General features: G+C 42.5%; 17 protein-coding genes and 3 tRNA genes. 15 read left to right on the plus strand and 5 right to left on the minus strand.

The window, feature by feature from the left end:
- Positions 1 to 6 precede the first annotated feature (6 nt).
- The 3 genes from ACFQ0C_RS26135 to ACFQ0C_RS26145 are packed head-to-tail and all read left to right on the plus strand — an operon-like array spanning position 7 to position 6,167.
- A complete protein-coding gene (locus ACFQ0C_RS26135; protein ID WP_379370978.1) occupies positions 7 to 3,120 on the plus strand; it encodes an efflux RND transporter permease subunit in 3,114 nt (1,037 codons plus the stop codon).
- 37 nt (positions 3,121 to 3,157) lie between these two features.
- Entirely contained in the window at positions 3,158 to 4,408 is a 1,251-nt protein-coding gene (locus ACFQ0C_RS26140) for an efflux RND transporter periplasmic adaptor subunit (protein WP_258216452.1), read from the plus strand.
- 25 nt (positions 4,409 to 4,433) lie between these two features.
- The gene (locus tag ACFQ0C_RS26145; RefSeq protein WP_379370981.1) at positions 4,434 to 6,167 is read left to right on the plus strand and encodes a hypothetical protein; all 1,734 of its coding nucleotides are present in this window, start codon (positions 4,434 to 4,436) and stop codon (positions 6,165 to 6,167) included.
- A gap of 121 nt (positions 6,168 to 6,288) precedes the next feature.
- On the opposite strand, the gene ACFQ0C_RS26150 is transcribed toward ACFQ0C_RS26145, so the two are convergent.
- A complete protein-coding gene (locus ACFQ0C_RS26150) occupies positions 6,289 to 6,801 on the minus strand; it encodes a 2'-5' RNA ligase family protein (RefSeq protein ID WP_379370983.1) in 513 nt (170 codons plus the stop codon).
- A 529-nt stretch (positions 6,802 to 7,330) separates the two neighbouring features.
- Between ACFQ0C_RS26150 and ACFQ0C_RS26155 the strand changes: the two genes are divergently transcribed.
- From ACFQ0C_RS26155 to ACFQ0C_RS26180, 6 genes are all read left to right on the plus strand, one after another.
- Positions 7,331 to 7,407 (plus strand) — tRNA-Met (locus tag ACFQ0C_RS26155).
- Positions 7,408 to 7,416: 9 nt separating this feature from the next.
- A tRNA-Ile gene (locus tag ACFQ0C_RS26160) sits at positions 7,417 to 7,490 on the plus strand.
- 90 nt (positions 7,491 to 7,580) lie between these two features.
- Positions 7,581 to 7,665, plus strand: a tRNA-Leu gene (locus ACFQ0C_RS26165).
- Positions 7,666 to 7,951: 286 nt separating this feature from the next.
- Positions 7,952 to 9,562, plus strand: coding sequence for a plastocyanin/azurin family copper-binding protein (locus tag ACFQ0C_RS26170; protein ID WP_379370985.1), 1,611 nt, complete (start codon positions 7,952 to 7,954; stop codon positions 9,560 to 9,562).
- 177 nt (positions 9,563 to 9,739) lie between these two features.
- Positions 9,740 to 10,318, plus strand: coding sequence for an RNA polymerase sigma factor (locus tag ACFQ0C_RS26175; RefSeq protein ID WP_379370987.1), 579 nt, complete (start codon positions 9,740 to 9,742; stop codon positions 10,316 to 10,318).
- 6 nt (positions 10,319 to 10,324) lie between these two features.
- Entirely contained in the window at positions 10,325 to 11,095 is a 771-nt protein-coding gene (locus tag ACFQ0C_RS26180) for an anti-sigma factor (protein WP_379370989.1), read from the plus strand.
- Between the two features lie 108 nt (positions 11,096 to 11,203).
- Here the strand turns inward: ACFQ0C_RS26180 and ACFQ0C_RS26185 are convergent, their stop codons facing one another.
- Both ACFQ0C_RS26185 and ACFQ0C_RS26190 read right to left on the minus strand, forming a co-directional pair.
- The gene (locus tag ACFQ0C_RS26185; protein ID WP_379370991.1) at positions 11,204 to 11,539 is read right to left on the minus strand and encodes a hypothetical protein; all 336 of its coding nucleotides are present in this window, start codon (positions 11,537 to 11,539) and stop codon (positions 11,204 to 11,206) included.
- Positions 11,540 to 11,568: 29 nt separating this feature from the next.
- Positions 11,569 to 12,267 carry a pirin family protein gene (locus tag ACFQ0C_RS26190; RefSeq protein ID WP_379370993.1) on the minus strand — a complete coding sequence of 233 codons (699 nt, stop codon included), beginning with the start codon at positions 12,265 to 12,267 and terminating at the stop codon, positions 11,569 to 11,571.
- A gap of 173 nt (positions 12,268 to 12,440) precedes the next feature.
- Between ACFQ0C_RS26190 and ACFQ0C_RS26195 the strand changes: the two genes are divergently transcribed.
- From ACFQ0C_RS26195 to ACFQ0C_RS26210, 4 genes are all read left to right on the plus strand, one after another.
- Entirely contained in the window at positions 12,441 to 12,833 is a 393-nt protein-coding gene (locus ACFQ0C_RS26195) for a VOC family protein (RefSeq protein WP_258216444.1), read from the plus strand.
- A gap of 47 nt (positions 12,834 to 12,880) precedes the next feature.
- Positions 12,881 to 14,029, plus strand: coding sequence for an acyltransferase (locus ACFQ0C_RS26200; protein ID WP_379370995.1), 1,149 nt, complete (start codon positions 12,881 to 12,883; stop codon positions 14,027 to 14,029).
- A gap of 69 nt (positions 14,030 to 14,098) precedes the next feature.
- Entirely contained in the window at positions 14,099 to 14,305 is a 207-nt protein-coding gene (locus ACFQ0C_RS26205; protein WP_171653531.1) for a hypothetical protein, read from the plus strand.
- Positions 14,306 to 14,542: 237 nt separating this feature from the next.
- Positions 14,543 to 14,803 carry a hypothetical protein gene (locus tag ACFQ0C_RS26210; RefSeq protein WP_379370998.1) on the plus strand — a complete coding sequence of 87 codons (261 nt, stop codon included), beginning with the start codon at positions 14,543 to 14,545 and terminating at the stop codon, positions 14,801 to 14,803.
- A 90-nt stretch (positions 14,804 to 14,893) separates the two neighbouring features.
- Here ACFQ0C_RS26210 and ACFQ0C_RS26215 read toward each other — a convergent pair whose 3' ends face one another.
- Positions 14,894 to 15,328, minus strand: a complete 435-nt coding sequence (locus tag ACFQ0C_RS26215; protein WP_379371000.1) for a PilZ domain-containing protein — start codon at positions 15,326 to 15,328, stop codon at positions 14,894 to 14,896.
- Between the two features lie 326 nt (positions 15,329 to 15,654).
- Between ACFQ0C_RS26215 and ACFQ0C_RS26220 the strand changes: the two genes are divergently transcribed.
- Together ACFQ0C_RS26220 and ACFQ0C_RS26225 are read left to right on the plus strand one after the other, a co-directional pair.
- Entirely contained in the window at positions 15,655 to 15,894 is a 240-nt protein-coding gene (locus ACFQ0C_RS26220) for a hypothetical protein (protein ID WP_379371002.1), read from the plus strand.
- A 573-nt stretch (positions 15,895 to 16,467) separates the two neighbouring features.
- Positions 16,468 to 16,671, plus strand: coding sequence for a hypothetical protein (locus ACFQ0C_RS26225; RefSeq protein WP_379371004.1), 204 nt, complete (start codon positions 16,468 to 16,470; stop codon positions 16,669 to 16,671).
- Between the two features lie 67 nt (positions 16,672 to 16,738).
- On the opposite strand, the gene ACFQ0C_RS26230 is transcribed toward ACFQ0C_RS26225, so the two are convergent.
- Positions 16,739 to 16,996, minus strand: a complete 258-nt coding sequence (locus tag ACFQ0C_RS26230) for a hypothetical protein (RefSeq protein ID WP_379371006.1) — start codon at positions 16,994 to 16,996, stop codon at positions 16,739 to 16,741.
- Positions 16,997 to 17,006 lie beyond the last annotated feature (10 nt).

Genomic DNA, 17,006 nt, shown 5'->3' on the forward strand with positions numbered 1-17,006 from the left:
AGAGAGATGAATAAGTTAACTGAGTTTTCGATGAAAAACGTCGCAGCTGTTATCATTTTGATTCTGCTGCTGTTTGGGGGCGGGACCTATGCAGCGACCACGCTCAAGATGGAAAGTATGCCGGACATTACGTTCCCGGTTGTCATTGTTACGACCCAATATACAGCGCCGCCTAAAGATGTGCTGGAGGATGTAACAAAGCCGCTTGAAAAAGCGATTGCCAGTTTGGAAGGGATTAAGAAATTAACCTCTAACTCAAGCGACAATTTTTCACAGGTGGTTATCGAGCTGGAGCAAGACAAGAAGCCCGATGATGTTAAGAAAGATGTTGAAAGCCTGATTTCTAACGTTAAGCTGCCACAGAGCTCCGAAAAGCCTAAAGTAGCTACCATGGGCTTTGCATCGGAACCGGTTTATTACTTGTCGGCTTATGCCAACAACGGTATGAACCAGAATGATCTCGATAAGGTATACAAGGACGTTATTTTACCAGGCTTTAACGGCATCAAAGGGATTGACCATGTCGATTCGATCGGGAATCAGGAGGCGGTATTAACTCTGAAACTCGATGCCAACTCAATTAACAACTATGGCCTTACACCGGGACAGGTTGCAGGCAGCATCAAGGCTGCATTGATGTCAAGTCCTACGGGATCCGTTGATTTTAGTGGAAATACACAAATGGTTCGCGTAAAAACGGAATTGAACACGATTTACAATTTGGAAAATATGAAAATCAGCGCACCATCTGGTGACACTTTACTGTTGAAGCAGTTTGCCAAAATAGAAGCGATTCAAGAATCAACCTTCATTTCAAGATTGGACGGCAAGCCGGCGATTGGGATCCATTTATTTAAAACAAAAAATGCTAATGCCGTACAATTTGCTGATGATGCAGATAAGCTAATGGCACAATGGAAGATAGCTTATCCGAATATTACGTTCCATACCATTTACAACTCTGCGGTTGATGTTAAAGATTCGGTACGCGGAATGTTACAGGAAGGCTCGCTTGGTGCCATTCTGGCTTCCGTAATGATCTTACTCTTTTTAAGAAATATTCGTATGACCTTGATCGTCTTGGTCTCCATTCCTTTATCTATTTTAACTACGCTATTGTTGATGGCTCCACTTAATATTTCATTAAACATTATGACTTTGGGCGGTATGGCGATTGCCGTAGGACGGGTCGTAGATGACAGTATAGTCGTTATTGAAAATATATACAGCCAGCTGTTGAAAGCGCAGGATCGTAATGAATCTGTCATCAAGCTGGCGACCAAGCAGGTAGCCTCAGCGATTACATCTTCTACTATTACTACGGTAGGGGTATTCGCACCGATTGCTATGGTAAGCGGCGTGCTCGGAGAAGTGTTCCGGCCCTTCGCAATTACCCTGGTATGTGCCCTGATGTCTTCTTTGATTGTGGCATTAACGGTAATTCCTATGCTGGCTAAGCTATTGGTAATGAACAGTAAGAAAATTCCTCATCACGATGAAAATCATGTAGGAAAAATGGCATTAACTTATAAAAAAGCATTGAACTGGTCACTAAGAAACCGAATTAAAACACTTTTGCTTGCATTCCTCATGTTTATAGTAACACTTGTTGTAACTATTCCTAACTTGGCAGTAGGCTTTATGCCGGAGAGTGAAGCAGATAAGTTAATGCAGGTTACGATCAAAATGCCACGTGAAACGAAATTGGAAACGATGGACGCCAAAGTAAAAGAAATTGAAGCCATGATGCGAGAATCAAAAGATTCTGCCGGAAAGCCCACCTTCGTATATATCGAATCACTAACGGGTTACAATGGCGGTTCGGACCGGATTCCATACCGTTCTCAGTTTTTTGCTGAAGTTTCCAAAGCATCGGATGCTAAACAGGTTGTGAAAGATTTAAAACTAAACATCGAATATGCAGTACCAAAAAGTGCGAATGTTGAAGTAATGCTGCTTTCCGGAGGGCCTCCTAGTGGAGGAGCGGATTTCTCTTACGCCTTGAAAGGTGAGGATCTTAACCAATTAAAGGCGGGTGCAGCAGCGGTAAGAGAGAAAATGAAAGAATTCCCTGAGCTGATAGATATAAAAGATAGTCTAAGTGAATCCAAAACAGAGGTAGAAATTACGGTTGATCAAAATAAAGCCAGAATGTATGGATTAACCTCACCACAAATAATGGAGACTGTTCGCAGTTGGTTGGCTGAAGAAGCGATCGGAGATCTGAAGTTTGATAATATTACTTATGAAACGAAGGTAATGCTGGACTCCCGCTTTAAAGATTCCATTGAAAAGGTGGGTCAGTTTACGATCAAAACGGCGACTGGCTTGACAGTATCCATTAATGATATTGCAAAAATACGCCAAATCGATGCGCCAGTGGCAATCGGTCGTGAAGCGCAAGAACAGATCGTCAGCGTAACGGCCAAAATTGATAATGTGGATAAGGGAGGCGTCAGTCAGAAGGTTGCTGCTGCTCTAAAATCGGTAGAGCTTCCTTCGGGCGTCCGGACTGAAGTTAAAGGGGTAACTGACGATATTCAGAAGAGCTTTGGTGAAATGTTTATTGCCATGGGTGCTTCCATATTTATTGTATATTTGGTTATGGTGCTTGCTTTTGGTAATGCGAGCGCGCCGTTCGCGATACTATTCTCGCTTCCTCTTGCGGCGATCGGCGGTTTGTTCGGGCTTCTATTCACTAAAGAATCGATAAACATTACATCCTTGATCGGCTTCCTCATGCTGATAGGTGTCGTTGTAACGAATGCGATTGTACTTGTAGACCGCGTGCAGCAGCTGCGTGAAGCTGGTTACAGCGTTCGTGATGCTTTAGTAGAAGCGGGAATGACACGCTTGAGACCGATTATAATGACAGCGGGAGCTACTGTTCTGGCTCTTACACCACTAGGACTTGGATTATCCAAAGGTACAATTATTTCGAAGGGCTTGGCGGTTGTTGTTATCGGCGGATTGACAACTTCAACCTTCCTTACTTTGCTTGTTGTACCGATTGTTTATGAATTAATAGAAGGATTAAAACGCAGAGCATCAAGACTAGTTAATAAAAAGAATCAAGCGGATACTGAGTCTGCATCCCAGTCAGCTCCCGTTACACACTAATAACTATTAGGGATATAAGGAAAAGGAGAATCGGCAAATGAACTTGACACTCATGAATACAGTTAAACAAAGTACGAAAGTGGTGGGTGCCGTTGTCTTGAGCGCAGCTCTAATAACAGGCTGCACCAGTCCGGCTGCCCAGCCACAGCCAAATGCTGCAGAAACGGTCTTAAAGACAGTAAAGGTAGATAAGATTTCTAAAAAGTCAATTGGAGATCCACAGGAGCAAGTTGCTGACATTGTTTCTTCAATCTCCATGGATATAGTAACGAAAGTAAATGGCGATGTGCTGGAAATTTATAAGAAACGTGGAGATTCCGTTCAAAAGGGTGAAGTTATTGTTAAGTTGGACCCTACTGATGTGCAATTGCAAAAGCAAAGAGGAGTCCTGGGTGTAAAAAGTGCCTCTCAGCAGCTGACAAAAGCCAAGGAAGATTTGGCTAACTCAAAGGTTGATTTGCAAAATGCCGTAACTAAAACAGAGACAGCCGTAAAAGACGCCGAAAAAAATTACAGCAAAGCACGCAATGACTATGATTTGGGTCTTATTACCAAGTTCCAATTAGATCAAATGGAAACGCAGTTCAACAACATCAAGCTGGATTTGGAAAGCGCCAAAAATAAGCTGAACACTTTGGAAACAACAAATTCTTTGTCACAACTGGAAACTCAAATGGAATCATCCACTCTTTCTGTTCGCGAAGCTGATCGTACTTTAGACAATCTGGAGCTAAAAGCTCCGGTCAGCGGTGTGTTAACTGAGCTTCCTATCGAGGTGGGCATGAGCTTGTCCGGTGGGTTTAGAGCCGCACAGGTTCAACAGCTGGACCCTATTAAAATTAAAGCTGAATTAACTGAGGCGTCTGCTGCATTAGTTCGCGGCAAAAACGAATTGAGCTTTTATATTCCAGGCAGCACAGAAAAGCTAAAAGGAACGGTCAGCTACTTAGCTAATGTTATGAGCACTCAATCGAAATCTTACTCGTTAGAGTTGGAAGTGCCTAATGCGAATACGAAGCTTAAACCAGGCAGCAAGGTACAGCTTTTATTGACAGAGGAGAAGGACGAAGTGGTTATTACAGTACCAACACTAAGTGTGGTGCGCGAAGGCGGGGATACTTTCGTATTCGTGCTTGTGGGCGACACGGCAGAGAAACGCAAGGTACAGCTGGGACGCTTGAATGAAACGAATCAAGAGGTGCTTTCCGGGGTTAAGGAAGGGGAGCAGCTAATCATATTCGGACAAAATCAGCTGAAGGATAAAGAAAAAGTTCAATTAGCGAAATAATTTCTACTAACTGGAGGAGAAACAAGTGAAAATAAATTGGAAAAAGACAGTAGCATCTGTAGTTATATCTACTTCACTAATGACATCAAGCTATGCAGCTATAGCAGCAGAACCAGTAGACAGTGCTGCAGAAGCACTTGGGAGCACATCCTATCAGCTTAATGATATTTTGAGTGTGGAGATTAAGAGTGTTTTGAACGAACGTGTGCTCGGAGGAACAAGGATTGGCGTTATAGTAAGAATGAGGAATAACGGTTCCTCTATCTCCCGTGTACCGGAATATGAGGTGCGTGTGAAAACGAATGAAGGCGTGGAATACACCTTGCAGGCAAGCGCCTCGAATCCTAAGTCCATTCAGCCTAAGGCCAATACTGAGCTGAGCTATTTGAGCGATATTGATCGTACGGATACAGTTACTCTGTCTGAGGTTAACTGGACCGATGTAGACTATTACGTGTACCCGAAGAAGGAAACGTTAATGGTATCCGTACCTATCAATGGTCAAGCTTGGAAGGGCAGTGACATGCCAATTACGAATCCTGCAGCAGTTAAGAAGTGGGGCGAACCGTTTGCGGTTCCATCCTTGCTTTCACCGCTTCAATACCAGCCGGTTAGCATTGAGAAGGAAGTAACGGATAAGGGAACGGTTCAGGTCGTTCAATTTCTGGTAACGAATCCTGCTCAGCAGCGTGAAAAACTTCCTGAATTTGTAATTGACGGTAGGTCGGAAACCCAGTCCTTTTCAGGTAAAAAAATTGAACAAGACGAGATTATCCTTGAGGCTAATGAAAAAAAATATATTCACTATGCCGTCCCTACGGATAATGACACCGTATTGTCCAGCATCAATGTATTGACACCTGAACAGTTCTCACAATCGAGTGGTGGTCAAGGAGGACAGCCCGTAACGGTCAAGTACAATGTTGGCAGATTGAGCATACTTCTACCTAATGTTTCCACACCGGCATCATATTCATCTTACCAAATGGGTGAGACGATGAAATTTGATACGTTGAGTGAATTAATTCATCCGAATTTAAATGTTTCCGTAGTTGAAATGCACATGAATGACAATGAAGACGAAGGGTCCAAGAGTGTTACTGCTAAATTCAAACTCTTTAACAAGAGCGATCAGCCAATAGCTGTTCCTGTATTCCAAACCGATCTGGTAAGCTCCGACGGATTTACCTATACAGGTAATCGCCAAAACATAGCAACTCAGCGAATATTGCCAAATTCTGGATTAGTTATCAACTATGCTTTCACACTTCCGGCTTCTGAAAAGGGCACAGGTCTTGTCATAAGAGTCAATGATACACAAAAAGCTGCGCCATACAAAACAACAATTGCGGCATACGGAATCAATCTGCAGCAAATGGATGGCAACGATAAGTTCAGCGTGTACCCATTTGATGCGAAAATCAATTATTGGACAGTTTCACCTTTGTATAATCGTAAAGGTGATATGACTTATTCGTACAAAGCCAGATTTGATCTTGAATTGAAGAGGGCCGAGCAAATACAGGTTGATGCAAGCTTCTCCAAGCTGCAGTTGGAAATTTACAACTCTACGAATAATTTAATAGGAACAAAGCAAATTAGCTTTATCGGTGCTAACCGTCTTATAACAGGTGAAAATAACATTATGCTGGACGCGACTTCCGAGCAGTTGGAACGTCCTTTAACGATTAAGCTGTATGAATGGTTCTCAACACCTGCGGGTGACTCCAAACGATTGCTTGGAGTGTTTACTCAATAGTTTCCGTCCTTATCCCTATTGAATAGTTCCCTAAACAAACAAGCCGACCCTCTAGGGTCGGCTTGTTTGTTTAGGGAACAAGAGTTGCTCTTACGTTTAAGNACAAAGGCTTAGGATTGATTTAAACACCCAATGCAAATTGTTCCAATGGCTGCCATATACCATCATCTGATAGCTTCAAGAGCATTATACGATCGATGGTACAGCCCATGTCCAAAGATTTCGGTCTAAGACTGGCGAACACATCATGCAGCTCATCATCGTCCAAATTTTGAGCTACGGTCAGATGGGGTGTAAAGGCGTAGGGTTTGTTCATTTCCTCAAGAACCCCGCTGCATAACAGGTTGTATAAAGCCTCCAGTGGTTCAGGATCGGATAAAGCCATGTAGATTACATTATTAACCGGGAAAAAGGTGGAGAACCGGTTGAAATGAAGCTCAAGTGGCTTGCAGGCTGCCGTTACATGCTTCAAATGGCTATGGACCTTATGCAGCTGCTCTTCTGTCCAGTCTTCACGTGCACGAAGCGTCAAATGCGGCTCGATAGATGCAAATTGCGGGTCGTATCTTCTTCGATAATGATTCGCAAATTCTTTAATTTCTTGTGATGGAAAAACTGCTATGCCATATAACATATGGGTCACCTCCTAAAATGCCCTGGCGGGCTCAAACTGAGATGAAATGCGTGAGCTCAAATATGCACTAAGTAATCTTTAGAAAGCACATGTTGAGACAACGTAATACACTGATATGGTAAGCATGTGCATATCTTATGTAATATTATACCTTTGATTAATCGCCTCTCCAAGTGGGGAAAATTTGTTTCCTGAATCAAATAAGGGAACTTCTTTTTGGTTATGCTAACCATATGCCCCATAAGCAGTAATATACATTTAATAAAGTGGAGTGAGACCTTATGAATTGGATTTATTGGGTTAAATTATACGAGAGTAAATTTCAAGCAGGATGTTTGGCTAAACGAATGGAAGAAGATTGGTGGATTTACGGTTATGAATGCCCTCAAGAGGTTGAAGTATTCCGGTCAAAAAAGGGTCGATTTGGCGTGCGTTATTTAATATAAAATAATGTGAAAATATTTCCTTGACATTTCTTTTTCATCTGTTGTACAATAAGTCTCGTCGCTATGACAGGCTAACCAACCAACGCGGGGTGGAGCAGCCCGGTAGCTCGTCGGGCTCATAACCCGAAGGCCGCAGGTTCAAATCCTGCCCCCGCAACCAATTCATCAAGGGCCCTTAGCTCAGTTGGTTAGAGCGGTCGGCTCATAACCGATTGGTCGGGGGTTCGAGTCCCTCAGGGCCCATAACCCCAATTCCCTTGAATTAATCATTGTATGGACTTATCCTATACAAACGTGGAAGTACGATAATAGTTGGTTTTAAGTTATGCCTTTGCCGAAGTGGCGGAATGGCAGACGCACAGGACTTAAAATCCTGCGGTAGGTGACTATCGTGCGGGTTCGAGTCCCGCCTTCGGCATCACAATCCTCTACTCCTATTGTAGAGAACATTTAAACAATAGTACATAAGGAGCTCTGTGTGGTATTTCCACGTAGGGCTCTTTTTCCTATGGTTCGAATTATCGTTAATGTCCACATGAGATTCATGTAATTATCTTGGCACCATAAGACGATCTATTGATTGCAATTGAAGTTCAGGATATATTTTTTACTTGTGATAAAACCCTTTCATTACTATGTACGTTTCCTGAGATGAGTAGATTAATTGAACATAATTTTATTATTCTTGGGAGGTATGAATTCGTATGGGCAAAAGAAGCAAAGCAGCAGCATGGTTATTGGCAGGTGCTTTCATGCTTGGCAGCGCATTTCCAGCATGGGCAGCGGAAGCAGCAACTCCTAGCCAAGTTAAAACGGATGTACAAATTGTCGCAGATTTAGGCGTACTGCAAGGTGATGGCAATGGTGTAAGCGACGCATATTTGGCCAAAGCGACTACAAGACTGCAGGCAGCTATTTTATTTCTTCGTCTAAAAGGATTGGAAACAGCCGCTGCCAGCTTCAGCGGTAAAGACAACTTCACCGATGCTAATCTGGTAAGCGACAGCAACAAGTCTATACTTGCTTATTTGAAAGCGAACCCGCAGCTGGGTTGGTCGGGAATCGGCAACGGTAAGTTCGAGCCTGCTGGACAAATAACCGCACAGCAATACTACAAAGTACTGCTGGAATCACTAGGCTACAAGCAAGATAGCGATTTTACATATGACAAAACAGTGGCTTTTTCGGGTAGCTTAGGATTGTCGCAAGTAGCGAATGCGGGTTCGCTTCGTAATGGGCATATTGCAACCGCTACAGTTGAAGCTTTGAAAGTGAAAGTAAAGGGGGGCAGCAAGACGCTGCTCGATACATTGGTCGAACAAAAGGTCGTTGATGCTGCAAAAGCGTCTGGCGCACAGTATGCATCAATCCGTATAGCAACGGATGCAGCGCTTGGCTCTTATTTGGTAGACGGAGCGGGCAAGACATTATATATGTTCATGAAGGACACAACGGATGTAAGTACTTGTAAAGACCAATGCGCAACGAACTGGCCGATTTATTATTCGGAGAGTATCCAGGTTCCAAGCGAGTTGAAAGCGGCCGACTTCAAGACAATTGTTCGCGAGGATGGCAAAAAGCAGACTACATACCAGGGATGGCCATTATATTACTATGCCAAGGACGAAAAAGCTGGGGATGTCAAAGGGCAGGGCGTAAATCAAGTATGGATGGTCCTGAATCATTCTGCGGTTACAGTTGCCAGTCAGGAAGGGCTAGGCAAGTATATAGCAGACTCCAGAGGGATGGCATTGTATTTGTATACGAAGGACTCGACAAATTTAAGCGTTTGTAAAGGCAATTGCGAAGTTAACTGGCCGATCTTCTATACGGAACATCTGCCTGTAATGGGCGAGTTGAAAGCCGCTGATTTCGCAACCATAACTCGTGAAGACGGCACTAAGCAAACTACTTACCAAGGCTGGCCATTGTATTATTATGTTAAAGACATGAAGCCTGGCGAGGTAAAAGGTCAAGATGTCGGCAAGGTGTGGTATGTAATTGATCCGACTGCCGCCGCAAAGCCAGCCGTTAAAGCTGACCCTAAATCATACTCAATTGAAATTGCCAAATTTGCTTTTTCTGAGAAAGAACTTACTGTTGAGGCCGGCTCAACTATTACTTTTACAAATAACGATCCAGTCATGCATAATGCGGTGTCCGACTTGCTAAATGAAGATGGTAAGCCGGTGTTTGAAACGAAGCTGCTGGGCAAGGGAGAATCGGAATCCATTACGATCACAAAACCTGGTGTATACACTTACTATTGCCAACCACATAAGGAAGGAATGAAAGCTACGATTATAGTCAAGTGATTCAAGGCGAGTCCGATAACTGGGGTAACCCGGGTTATCGGGCTTTTTTTATGCAAACAAAGGGCCAACCTATTGCAAAAAAATTATAAATATAAGAAGATAACAATAAACTGTAAGGCTATTTTATTCGTTACTTATATTGAGGGAGTCCTTAGCGACTTGAGGAGCGCCGATCACGTGCAGCTATATTCGGATGAGCAATTGATGCAGCAGATAAAAGAAAAGCAAAGCGCTGCTCTGCGTATGTTATATGAACGCTACGTGCGGCTCGTCTACTCGTTTGCCGTCAAATCAGGAGCGGGAAGTGATCCCCAGTTCGCTCAGGATATCGTACAATTGGTATTCACCCGCATCTGGACGACGGAGAAGGGCTATGATCCGAGCAAAGGCCAGTTTGTTAACTGGCTTATTACTGTGACTAGAAATGTCACTATAGATCAACTCAGAAAGCAGCGTAAGCAGGAATGTCTTGTCTCTTTTGAACAAACCTCGACGGAAGCTGAGCTCGCAGGCTTGTATAAGCAGGATGAGCTTCAGGATGCAATCTCACGTATGCTGCTTAAACAGCAGATCGAGGCGGCCTACGGCTTTTTAACGGAAAGCCAAGCCAAGCTTATTCGCCTTTTCTATTGGGAGGGCTATACGTTAAATGAAATTGCTGAGAGTAACGGAGAGCCTTTGGGAACGGTAAAAAGCAGATTGCATCAAGCGTTAAAAACTTTACGCAAGCAACTGAAACCTGACGGAGAGGAGTGAACGGCCATGACTGAAGGAAATAACCTCTGCGAGCAAGTATTTCCCTACTTCCTGAAAGAATTACCGCCAGAAGAGGAAGAAACCTTCAATCTTCACTTGAGTTCTTGTCAGGTGTGCAGAGATGAATTAATAGAACTGCAACAGATCTGGCGAACACTCCCCTTTGAGATGGAGGAAGTGGAGCTTCAGGATTCGGTTAAAGAACAAATGCTGAATCATATTTTGCAAGAGATTCATGAGTCTGTGAATTCAATCGGGCAAATAGTGACCGAGCCAGAAGCGGCTCCATTAGTGAACAAAATTAGATCGGCTCCAAGGCGAAGTAGATGGTCATTTGCCGCTGCGGCAGTCGTATGCATACTGGTAGGGGCTACGGTGGGCTGGGGACTCAATGAATACGGTATAGCACGTTTCCCTTCAGGCAGTAAAATTGCGGCTCCTGCACAGGTAGTAGAGCAATATGCACTGAAAGCCTTCGACCCTAATATGCCTGCAGCGAATGGTCATTGCTGGATCAAGCAGCAGGGGCAGCAGCAGCAGTTGGTAGTACAGGTCAATGGTCTTAGAGAAAATGCGGGAGATCAAGCTTACCAGGTCTGGATCGTCAAGAAAGGAACCAGGTTCAACGGGGGGACCTTCAGGGTTAATGACGATGGGAGCGGCGTTTTGACGCATGATCTGAATCCTGCAGAGAGTGAATTCGATACGATAGGCATTACTTTGGAGCCTGATGCTGTGGGCACGAAACCTCGCGGTAAAAAAGTGTTAGGCTCCTAAGAACGGCCAAACCGCCAATCATCTGAGAGTTTAGATGATTGGCGGTTTTTTTGTAAGATTGTGTATACAAATAACAACCGTTCAGAGCGGGATGGAGGGATTGATTGGTCACACTTTTTCGTTATTATAGTCCATTTTGGAGTCGACCTGAATTACACATTGGCGCGAAACATTATCATAGGAAATTAATGGACGATCCTTATCATATAACCAGTTTTTTTGGACGGGCTGTCCAGGCTGCTCTACAAAATAAAAAATATTAAGCTCCATATCGTTGGATACCAGAAGCTGGGCAGTTTCCGGTTCCACGTCAGCTATGACAATCTTCCAGCCTCCTGAACAATCCGATAATTCGAATGTTTTATTCCTTCCGGAAACATCAAATAACATTCGGCTGCCTACGGCATGTTTTATATATAAATGTTTTTTCGTTTCGGCTTGCATGAGGCCATCATCTCCTTTCTTTCAATCGATTATGGCAAATCAATCAGCAACAGCATGGAATCCTGTTCGCTATTTACGGTAAGAGAAGATAAATCGGAAATTCGAGCTGCGTCACGGCGATTCAAGCGGTTGCCTTCATTAAGGGTAACGGTACCTTCAATTATGTGCACATAGATTCTGCGTCCTTCCTTCTGTTGAAAGGAAAGGGATTTGCCTGCTTCAAGCTTGGTCATATAGATAGTCATATCCTGATGAATGTGGGCTACACCAGGGCCTGATTGATTGGATACGATAGGCAACCAGTTGTTTGTCAGCTTGGCAGGGTCATAGTTAGAGGTCTCATAAGAGGGTTCTAGTTGGCGCTGATCCGGTGTGAACCATATTTGCAGTAAGCTAACGGGCTCATCCGACGGATTTACTTCGGAATGAATGATTCCAGTACCTGCGGACATACGCTGCACGCCGCCGAAGCCGGTAATCGCTGTGTGTCCGGTGCTATCCTCATGTTTAAGCTGTCCTTCCAAGACGATGCTCACAATCTCCATCTCCCGATGAGGATGTGCTCCAAAGCCTCGATGCCCAGCGATCACATCATCGTTATACACCCGCAGCGGCCCGAACTCTGTATTATCGGGATCGTAATAATCGCCGAAGGAAAAGCTGAAATTGCTCTGCAGCCAGCCATGATCGGAAGAATGGCGGGAAGTTGAAGGATAAATACGGATCATAAAATCACTCCTTAAGTAGTATAACACCATGTTCTTCTATAACTAACTATATCGAAGTTACGAAATAATTACAAGTGAATTACCAACTCTTTTGAATGAAAGGTCGACCTGAGTTGTATACGTGTCCAATATTGGATAAGATGGATAATAAACAATAATTGGGAGGTAACCATATGGCACGGAAAAAAATTGAGCATATAGGAATTATGGTGTCCGATTTACAGCAATCAATCCGGTTTTACCGGGAAGTGGTAGGGCTCGTATTAAAAGACACGCTGCTTCATACCAATGGGGTTATTCAACTTGCATTTCTTGGATTCGATCAATCCGGTGAAACCGAAGTTGAGCTTATCCAGGGGTATAACGATAAGCTGCCGCAGGAAGGGAAAGTTCATCATATTGCTTTCACTGTCGACAATGTGGAGGAAGAATTCGAACGTATTAAGCTGCTTCAGCATGTTAAGCTTATTGATTCAGAGATTATAACGCTGCCGAATGGCTCACGTTATTTTTTCTTTCATGGTCCAGATGGGGAATGGATTGAATTTTTCCAATCAACCCGCTAACTTTGGATCGATTCCATCAAGATGACATCGAGAGGAGCAGAATCGTTATGGCCAAACAGGCCAAAATTGAAGAAATTCAATATATGCGCGGCTTCGCTTTTCTGGCCGTTGTGCTTCAGCATGCCATTGGACACTATGCATATTTGCCGGAGGCGGGCTTACAGGATGGCGTCATGCTCGCCGTTTTTTTAATTGCAGCTAAATTTGCCGTGCCTTTATTTATTTTTATTACCGGGCTGGTGCTTTTCTATAATTATAAAGAAGATATTGCTTATGGAGCTTTCGTATGGAAACGGTGTAAAGATATCGTACTGCCTTATGCGGTCTGGTCGATTGTGTATGCGCTAATCTTCGGGGGCGATCATTTCGAGCTGTGGAAGGAAACTAAACAGATCGTCTTGTACCTATTCACGGGTACGGCATGCTATCACCTCTGGTATGTGGCTATGGTTATTCAACTGTATTTCTTATTCCCGTTGATTCAAAAAGCTTTGTTACGAATCCGTCGATCATGCAAGCCATGGCAGCTAGCAGTAGGATTTGGGCTTTTGACTATTGGTTATGTGCTGCTTACTGGGCAGGTTTCAGTGATAGGTAATGCTGCTGAGATGCTACATATTCCCGTCTTGAGCTCGTTATTTACGGAATATGCAGATCGCAATGCCCTTTACTTTTATTTATATTTCTTGATGGGTGCAGTAGTGGGATTGAATGTTGAAGGCTGGAAAAGGCGGATCATGAACTGGAAAGCGAGTTTCATTTTCATTTATGTGTTCATTTCAGGGCTGTTGCTTTATAAAATTACTGCGAGCTTCCAAACGAAATCCGGATTGGTAATTCAATATAATGATACGCTGCTGGTGCAGCCTTTTATGGCCTTGTTCTTAATTTTCTCTGTGATCGTGATGAGCATTATTTCAGTTATTATTCAGCAATCGGCAGGTCAATGGATTAAGAGGATGCTAACATTTCTAGGACATTATTCATACAGCGCGTATTTGGCTCATGCTCTGATGCTCACTGCAGCAACTTACATAGCAGACTCCTTATTCCCTGGTTGGAATGTATCCGTACGGACACTTATAGCTTTCGTCTTATGTATATTATTATCTGTTGGTTTGGCTGTTCTACTAAGCCGCTTTCGTATCGGCCGTCTGTTAAGTGGAGTACCTGCTCCTCGTAAGCCCGCTATGTAACGCTCCTTCTGTAGCCAATTCGCCTCAAGTGACATAGTATACATCAATACTTATGTTGAGGTGAACGTGATGAGCGGCAAAAAAGTGAAGAAGAAAAATACGCCACCGCCTAATGGTGATAAGCAGCGTTTTAACATGAAGGTAGTGACCTCCGATGTATGCAATAAATGCAGAAAATGTGAACGTGGGCTCCGTTATCTGGAGAAAATGTCACAGCCCGGGGCGGTTGGCAAAGGTGTTCCATGTATTCTTACCAGAGGCAAGGCATACGTCTAGCCTTAATAAAGGCGAATAAAGCGTCTCTCTTCTATTGGAGGGATGCTTTTTTTTGATCATTATTGACCCTTGAGAAGCCGATTTATGTTGCCAGAATGGATTTTTTCCTGTTCAGTGTGGAGGGAATGGGAGCAATGTGGTAAAATTTTTTATATTAACCCTTGAACGTACAGGATGTAGGCTTCAAGAACAGTAGAACTGTACTAAAGATGAAGTAATGTAAAGTGGAGGCAACCGATGCCAGAGACATACCAGGCCAATTATAAACAACTACGAGCTGCATTGGAGCAGCTGTGTAAAGATGCGGGCTATGAAAACCCGGATCTTGTACAATGGATTGATGCTTCTGAACAGCAAGCTCTGAAGCTGGATCAGTTGAATGCACTGGAAACAGAGAACATTCGTTTAAAGCAGGAAGTGAAGAAGCTGCGGGATTTATACTATAATAAGACGCTTAGCAGCATGTCTACTAAGCTGAAAGACGCTTTAAGGGAGTAATTAGGCTACAGGTGTAGCTGTAATTGGAAAATGAATGTTTGGGATAGAAGGGGCAGCTTTAGCACTGCCTCTTTTTTCATACTATAAGAATTACTTAGCCGAATAAAATTGCTTCATTTCTTCCTCCGAACAGAAGCTGCAGCTCGAAATAATATTGGATTGCCTCAGACGAATGCTTAGAAGGTTCAAATGTCCCATAAGCAGAGTATGCTGATTTTCATCCAAGGAGAACCGGATACCATACTCGTACATGGTGGATGATATGGCAGACTTTCGTACTATAGTACCGAGAACCTTCAATTCACTATGAAACAGTGAAAACATAAATTCCAGGAGCAGGTCTATATTTAGGGGAAGGTCTAATTTGGAGTGGACGCGTAAACCGCCTGCGCTAATATCGGTTACAAAAATACGGGCATATTTGGTATCGACTAAAATATTGTTAATGCCGACAATTTTTAATTGAGCCGAGAGTGGGATTTTTAGTCCTATCCGAAAATATTCTCTTTTGTTTGCTTTAGACATAAGTAATCAGCCTTTTTCTATAATAGTGAAGCTAAAAATAAAAAAATCATTAGAATTGTGTTAATTTCTTGATTATAGCATATTTTTAGCATATTAATGAGTAAAAAGAACTACACCCAAAGTCATGGTGCTTGGGAAAGGTTTATATAAGGGGGAGCTGCCAAATGGATAAGAAGCAGTTTACTATGTTTCATAAAGACGAGCTTTGGATTAATATATTTTTGAAAGATATTGTAAAATATTATTGTAAGCGCTACAATGATAATTAAGACACACTAAACCTTATATATTATGTATTAATTTAATTCATTCTTAGGAGAAGGGAATTGATTAACATGATGCAATGGAATACTTATGCAGGATATAAGGAAAAGCTCGAAGAGATGCAGGATTTAACATTCGATTGTTATCGAACGGACCCTGAGCTATTCAGTGTCATTGATAGTCTGGTACGGGCCTGTGAGATGATGACAGATTCATCCCGTGAAGCTCATGTATATAGCCAATTGGAAACAGCTTGTAATGGATTGAAGAAATACAAAAGCGAACGCATGAGCATTTTATAAAATAGATGACAATCCCCTCGAATTATATTAATAAGAGGGGTTTTTTATGTACAAAAGACCTGACTCTTTAAACGGGGTCAGGTCTTCACATTAATATAATGTTAGCAAGCATAGTTAGGTCAAGCACAATTTAAGTAGTTGGTTGATGGATAAGTCTTGATCATTGATCTTAATTCATCCAGAAGATTGTCAAATTCAATTTGGAGTTTGTGAAGCTCTGAAGTATAATCCTTTTGGAGAGTGTCTAGCTCTTTAGATGATAGTGTAATGAATCTGTTGTAATCATCAAGGCAGCTGTTTGACGGATCGATCTCTACCTCAGTCTTTAGCACATAATTACTCATAACAGTCACTCTCCTAATTTTTTTCTCTAAAGAATATTACAAATAAAGCTTATATTTGTAAGCATTTTCAAGTCAAGCTAATTATTTTAAAGATTCTGACAATTTAATTAATAATTTAAAAAAGGAAAATTCCAAATATTGTCGAATATATGAAAGTTAGTACTAAGAGCATTCATTCGCACATATTGACCAAACCCAAATAACCGGTTCCCACAACAAGGAGATAACGATGATAGAAATAGGCTATGAACTCGGAGATATTGAGACGCTTAAAGTGAGATCCAAAGTGGAGTTGCCTAAAGGAAAAGTGTTTAAATCACGCGGCCAGATGGAGGGGCAAACGAATGTTTTTTGGGAAGTTTTACGCAAAGAGCTGGATGGCCGCTATATTTGTAAAGTGGTAGGTATTAATAGCTTTGGCAACGCTAAATAAATAATTAGGCCCTTGATCCTCCGGTGTAAAGGATTGAGGGCCATTCTATTGGGCTCATACATTCATTTCAGTCCATATATTTGGGGCTATAGCAATTGTGGCAGTTTTTATGATCGGAATGGCCTGATAAGGAGTATTCATGGTTAGCCCAATAAGTTTTATTGCAGCAGTCACATCTCCAGTAACCTAAAGCGTAGCGGGTAAAATGATAGGTTCCTTTAGGAATCGAGCAGACGATAAGGAAAATAATAATTCCTGTATATTTAACAAGCTGTGAGGTGAAAAAAATAGGATACAGTAGTGGAATACGCTTGATTGTTTTCATAAACAGCACA

This window comes from Paenibacillus sp. GCM10027630, from assembly GCF_042676305.1.
Classification (GTDB): domain Bacteria; phylum Bacillota; class Bacilli; order Paenibacillales; family NBRC-103111; genus Paenibacillus_S.

Coding starts and splice junctions, on each gene's coding strand:
- ACFQ0C_RS26135 (WP_379370978.1), top strand. CDS start 7: ATGAATAAGTTAACTGAGTTTTCGATGAAAAACGTCGCAGCTGTTATC.
- ACFQ0C_RS26140 (WP_258216452.1), top strand. CDS start 3,158: ATGAACTTGACACTCATGAATACAGTTAAACAAAGTACGAAAGTGGTG.
- ACFQ0C_RS26150 (WP_379370983.1), bottom strand. CDS start 6,801: ATGTTATATGGCATAGCAGTTTTTCCATCACAAGAAATTAAAGAATTT.
- ACFQ0C_RS26170 (WP_379370985.1), top strand. CDS start 7,952: ATGGGCAAAAGAAGCAAAGCAGCAGCATGGTTATTGGCAGGTGCTTTC.
- ACFQ0C_RS26180 (WP_379370989.1), top strand. CDS start 10,325: ATGACTGAAGGAAATAACCTCTGCGAGCAAGTATTTCCCTACTTCCTG.
- ACFQ0C_RS26185 (WP_379370991.1), bottom strand. CDS start 11,539: ATGCAAGCCGAAACGAAAAAACATTTATATATAAAACATGCCGTAGGC.
- ACFQ0C_RS26190 (WP_379370993.1), bottom strand. CDS start 12,267: ATGATCCGTATTTATCCTTCAACTTCCCGCCATTCTTCCGATCATGGC.
- ACFQ0C_RS26195 (WP_258216444.1), top strand. CDS start 12,441: ATGGCACGGAAAAAAATTGAGCATATAGGAATTATGGTGTCCGATTTA.
- ACFQ0C_RS26200 (WP_379370995.1), top strand. CDS start 12,881: ATGGCCAAACAGGCCAAAATTGAAGAAATTCAATATATGCGCGGCTTC.
- ACFQ0C_RS26205 (WP_171653531.1), top strand. CDS start 14,099: ATGAGCGGCAAAAAAGTGAAGAAGAAAAATACGCCACCGCCTAATGGT.
- ACFQ0C_RS26210 (WP_379370998.1), top strand. CDS start 14,543: ATGCCAGAGACATACCAGGCCAATTATAAACAACTACGAGCTGCATTG.
- ACFQ0C_RS26215 (WP_379371000.1), bottom strand. CDS start 15,328: ATGTCTAAAGCAAACAAAAGAGAATATTTTCGGATAGGACTAAAAATC.
- ACFQ0C_RS26225 (WP_379371004.1), top strand. CDS start 16,468: ATGATAGAAATAGGCTATGAACTCGGAGATATTGAGACGCTTAAAGTG.
- ACFQ0C_RS26230 (WP_379371006.1), bottom strand. CDS start 16,996: ATGAAAACAATCAAGCGTATTCCACTACTGTATCCTATTTTTTTCACC.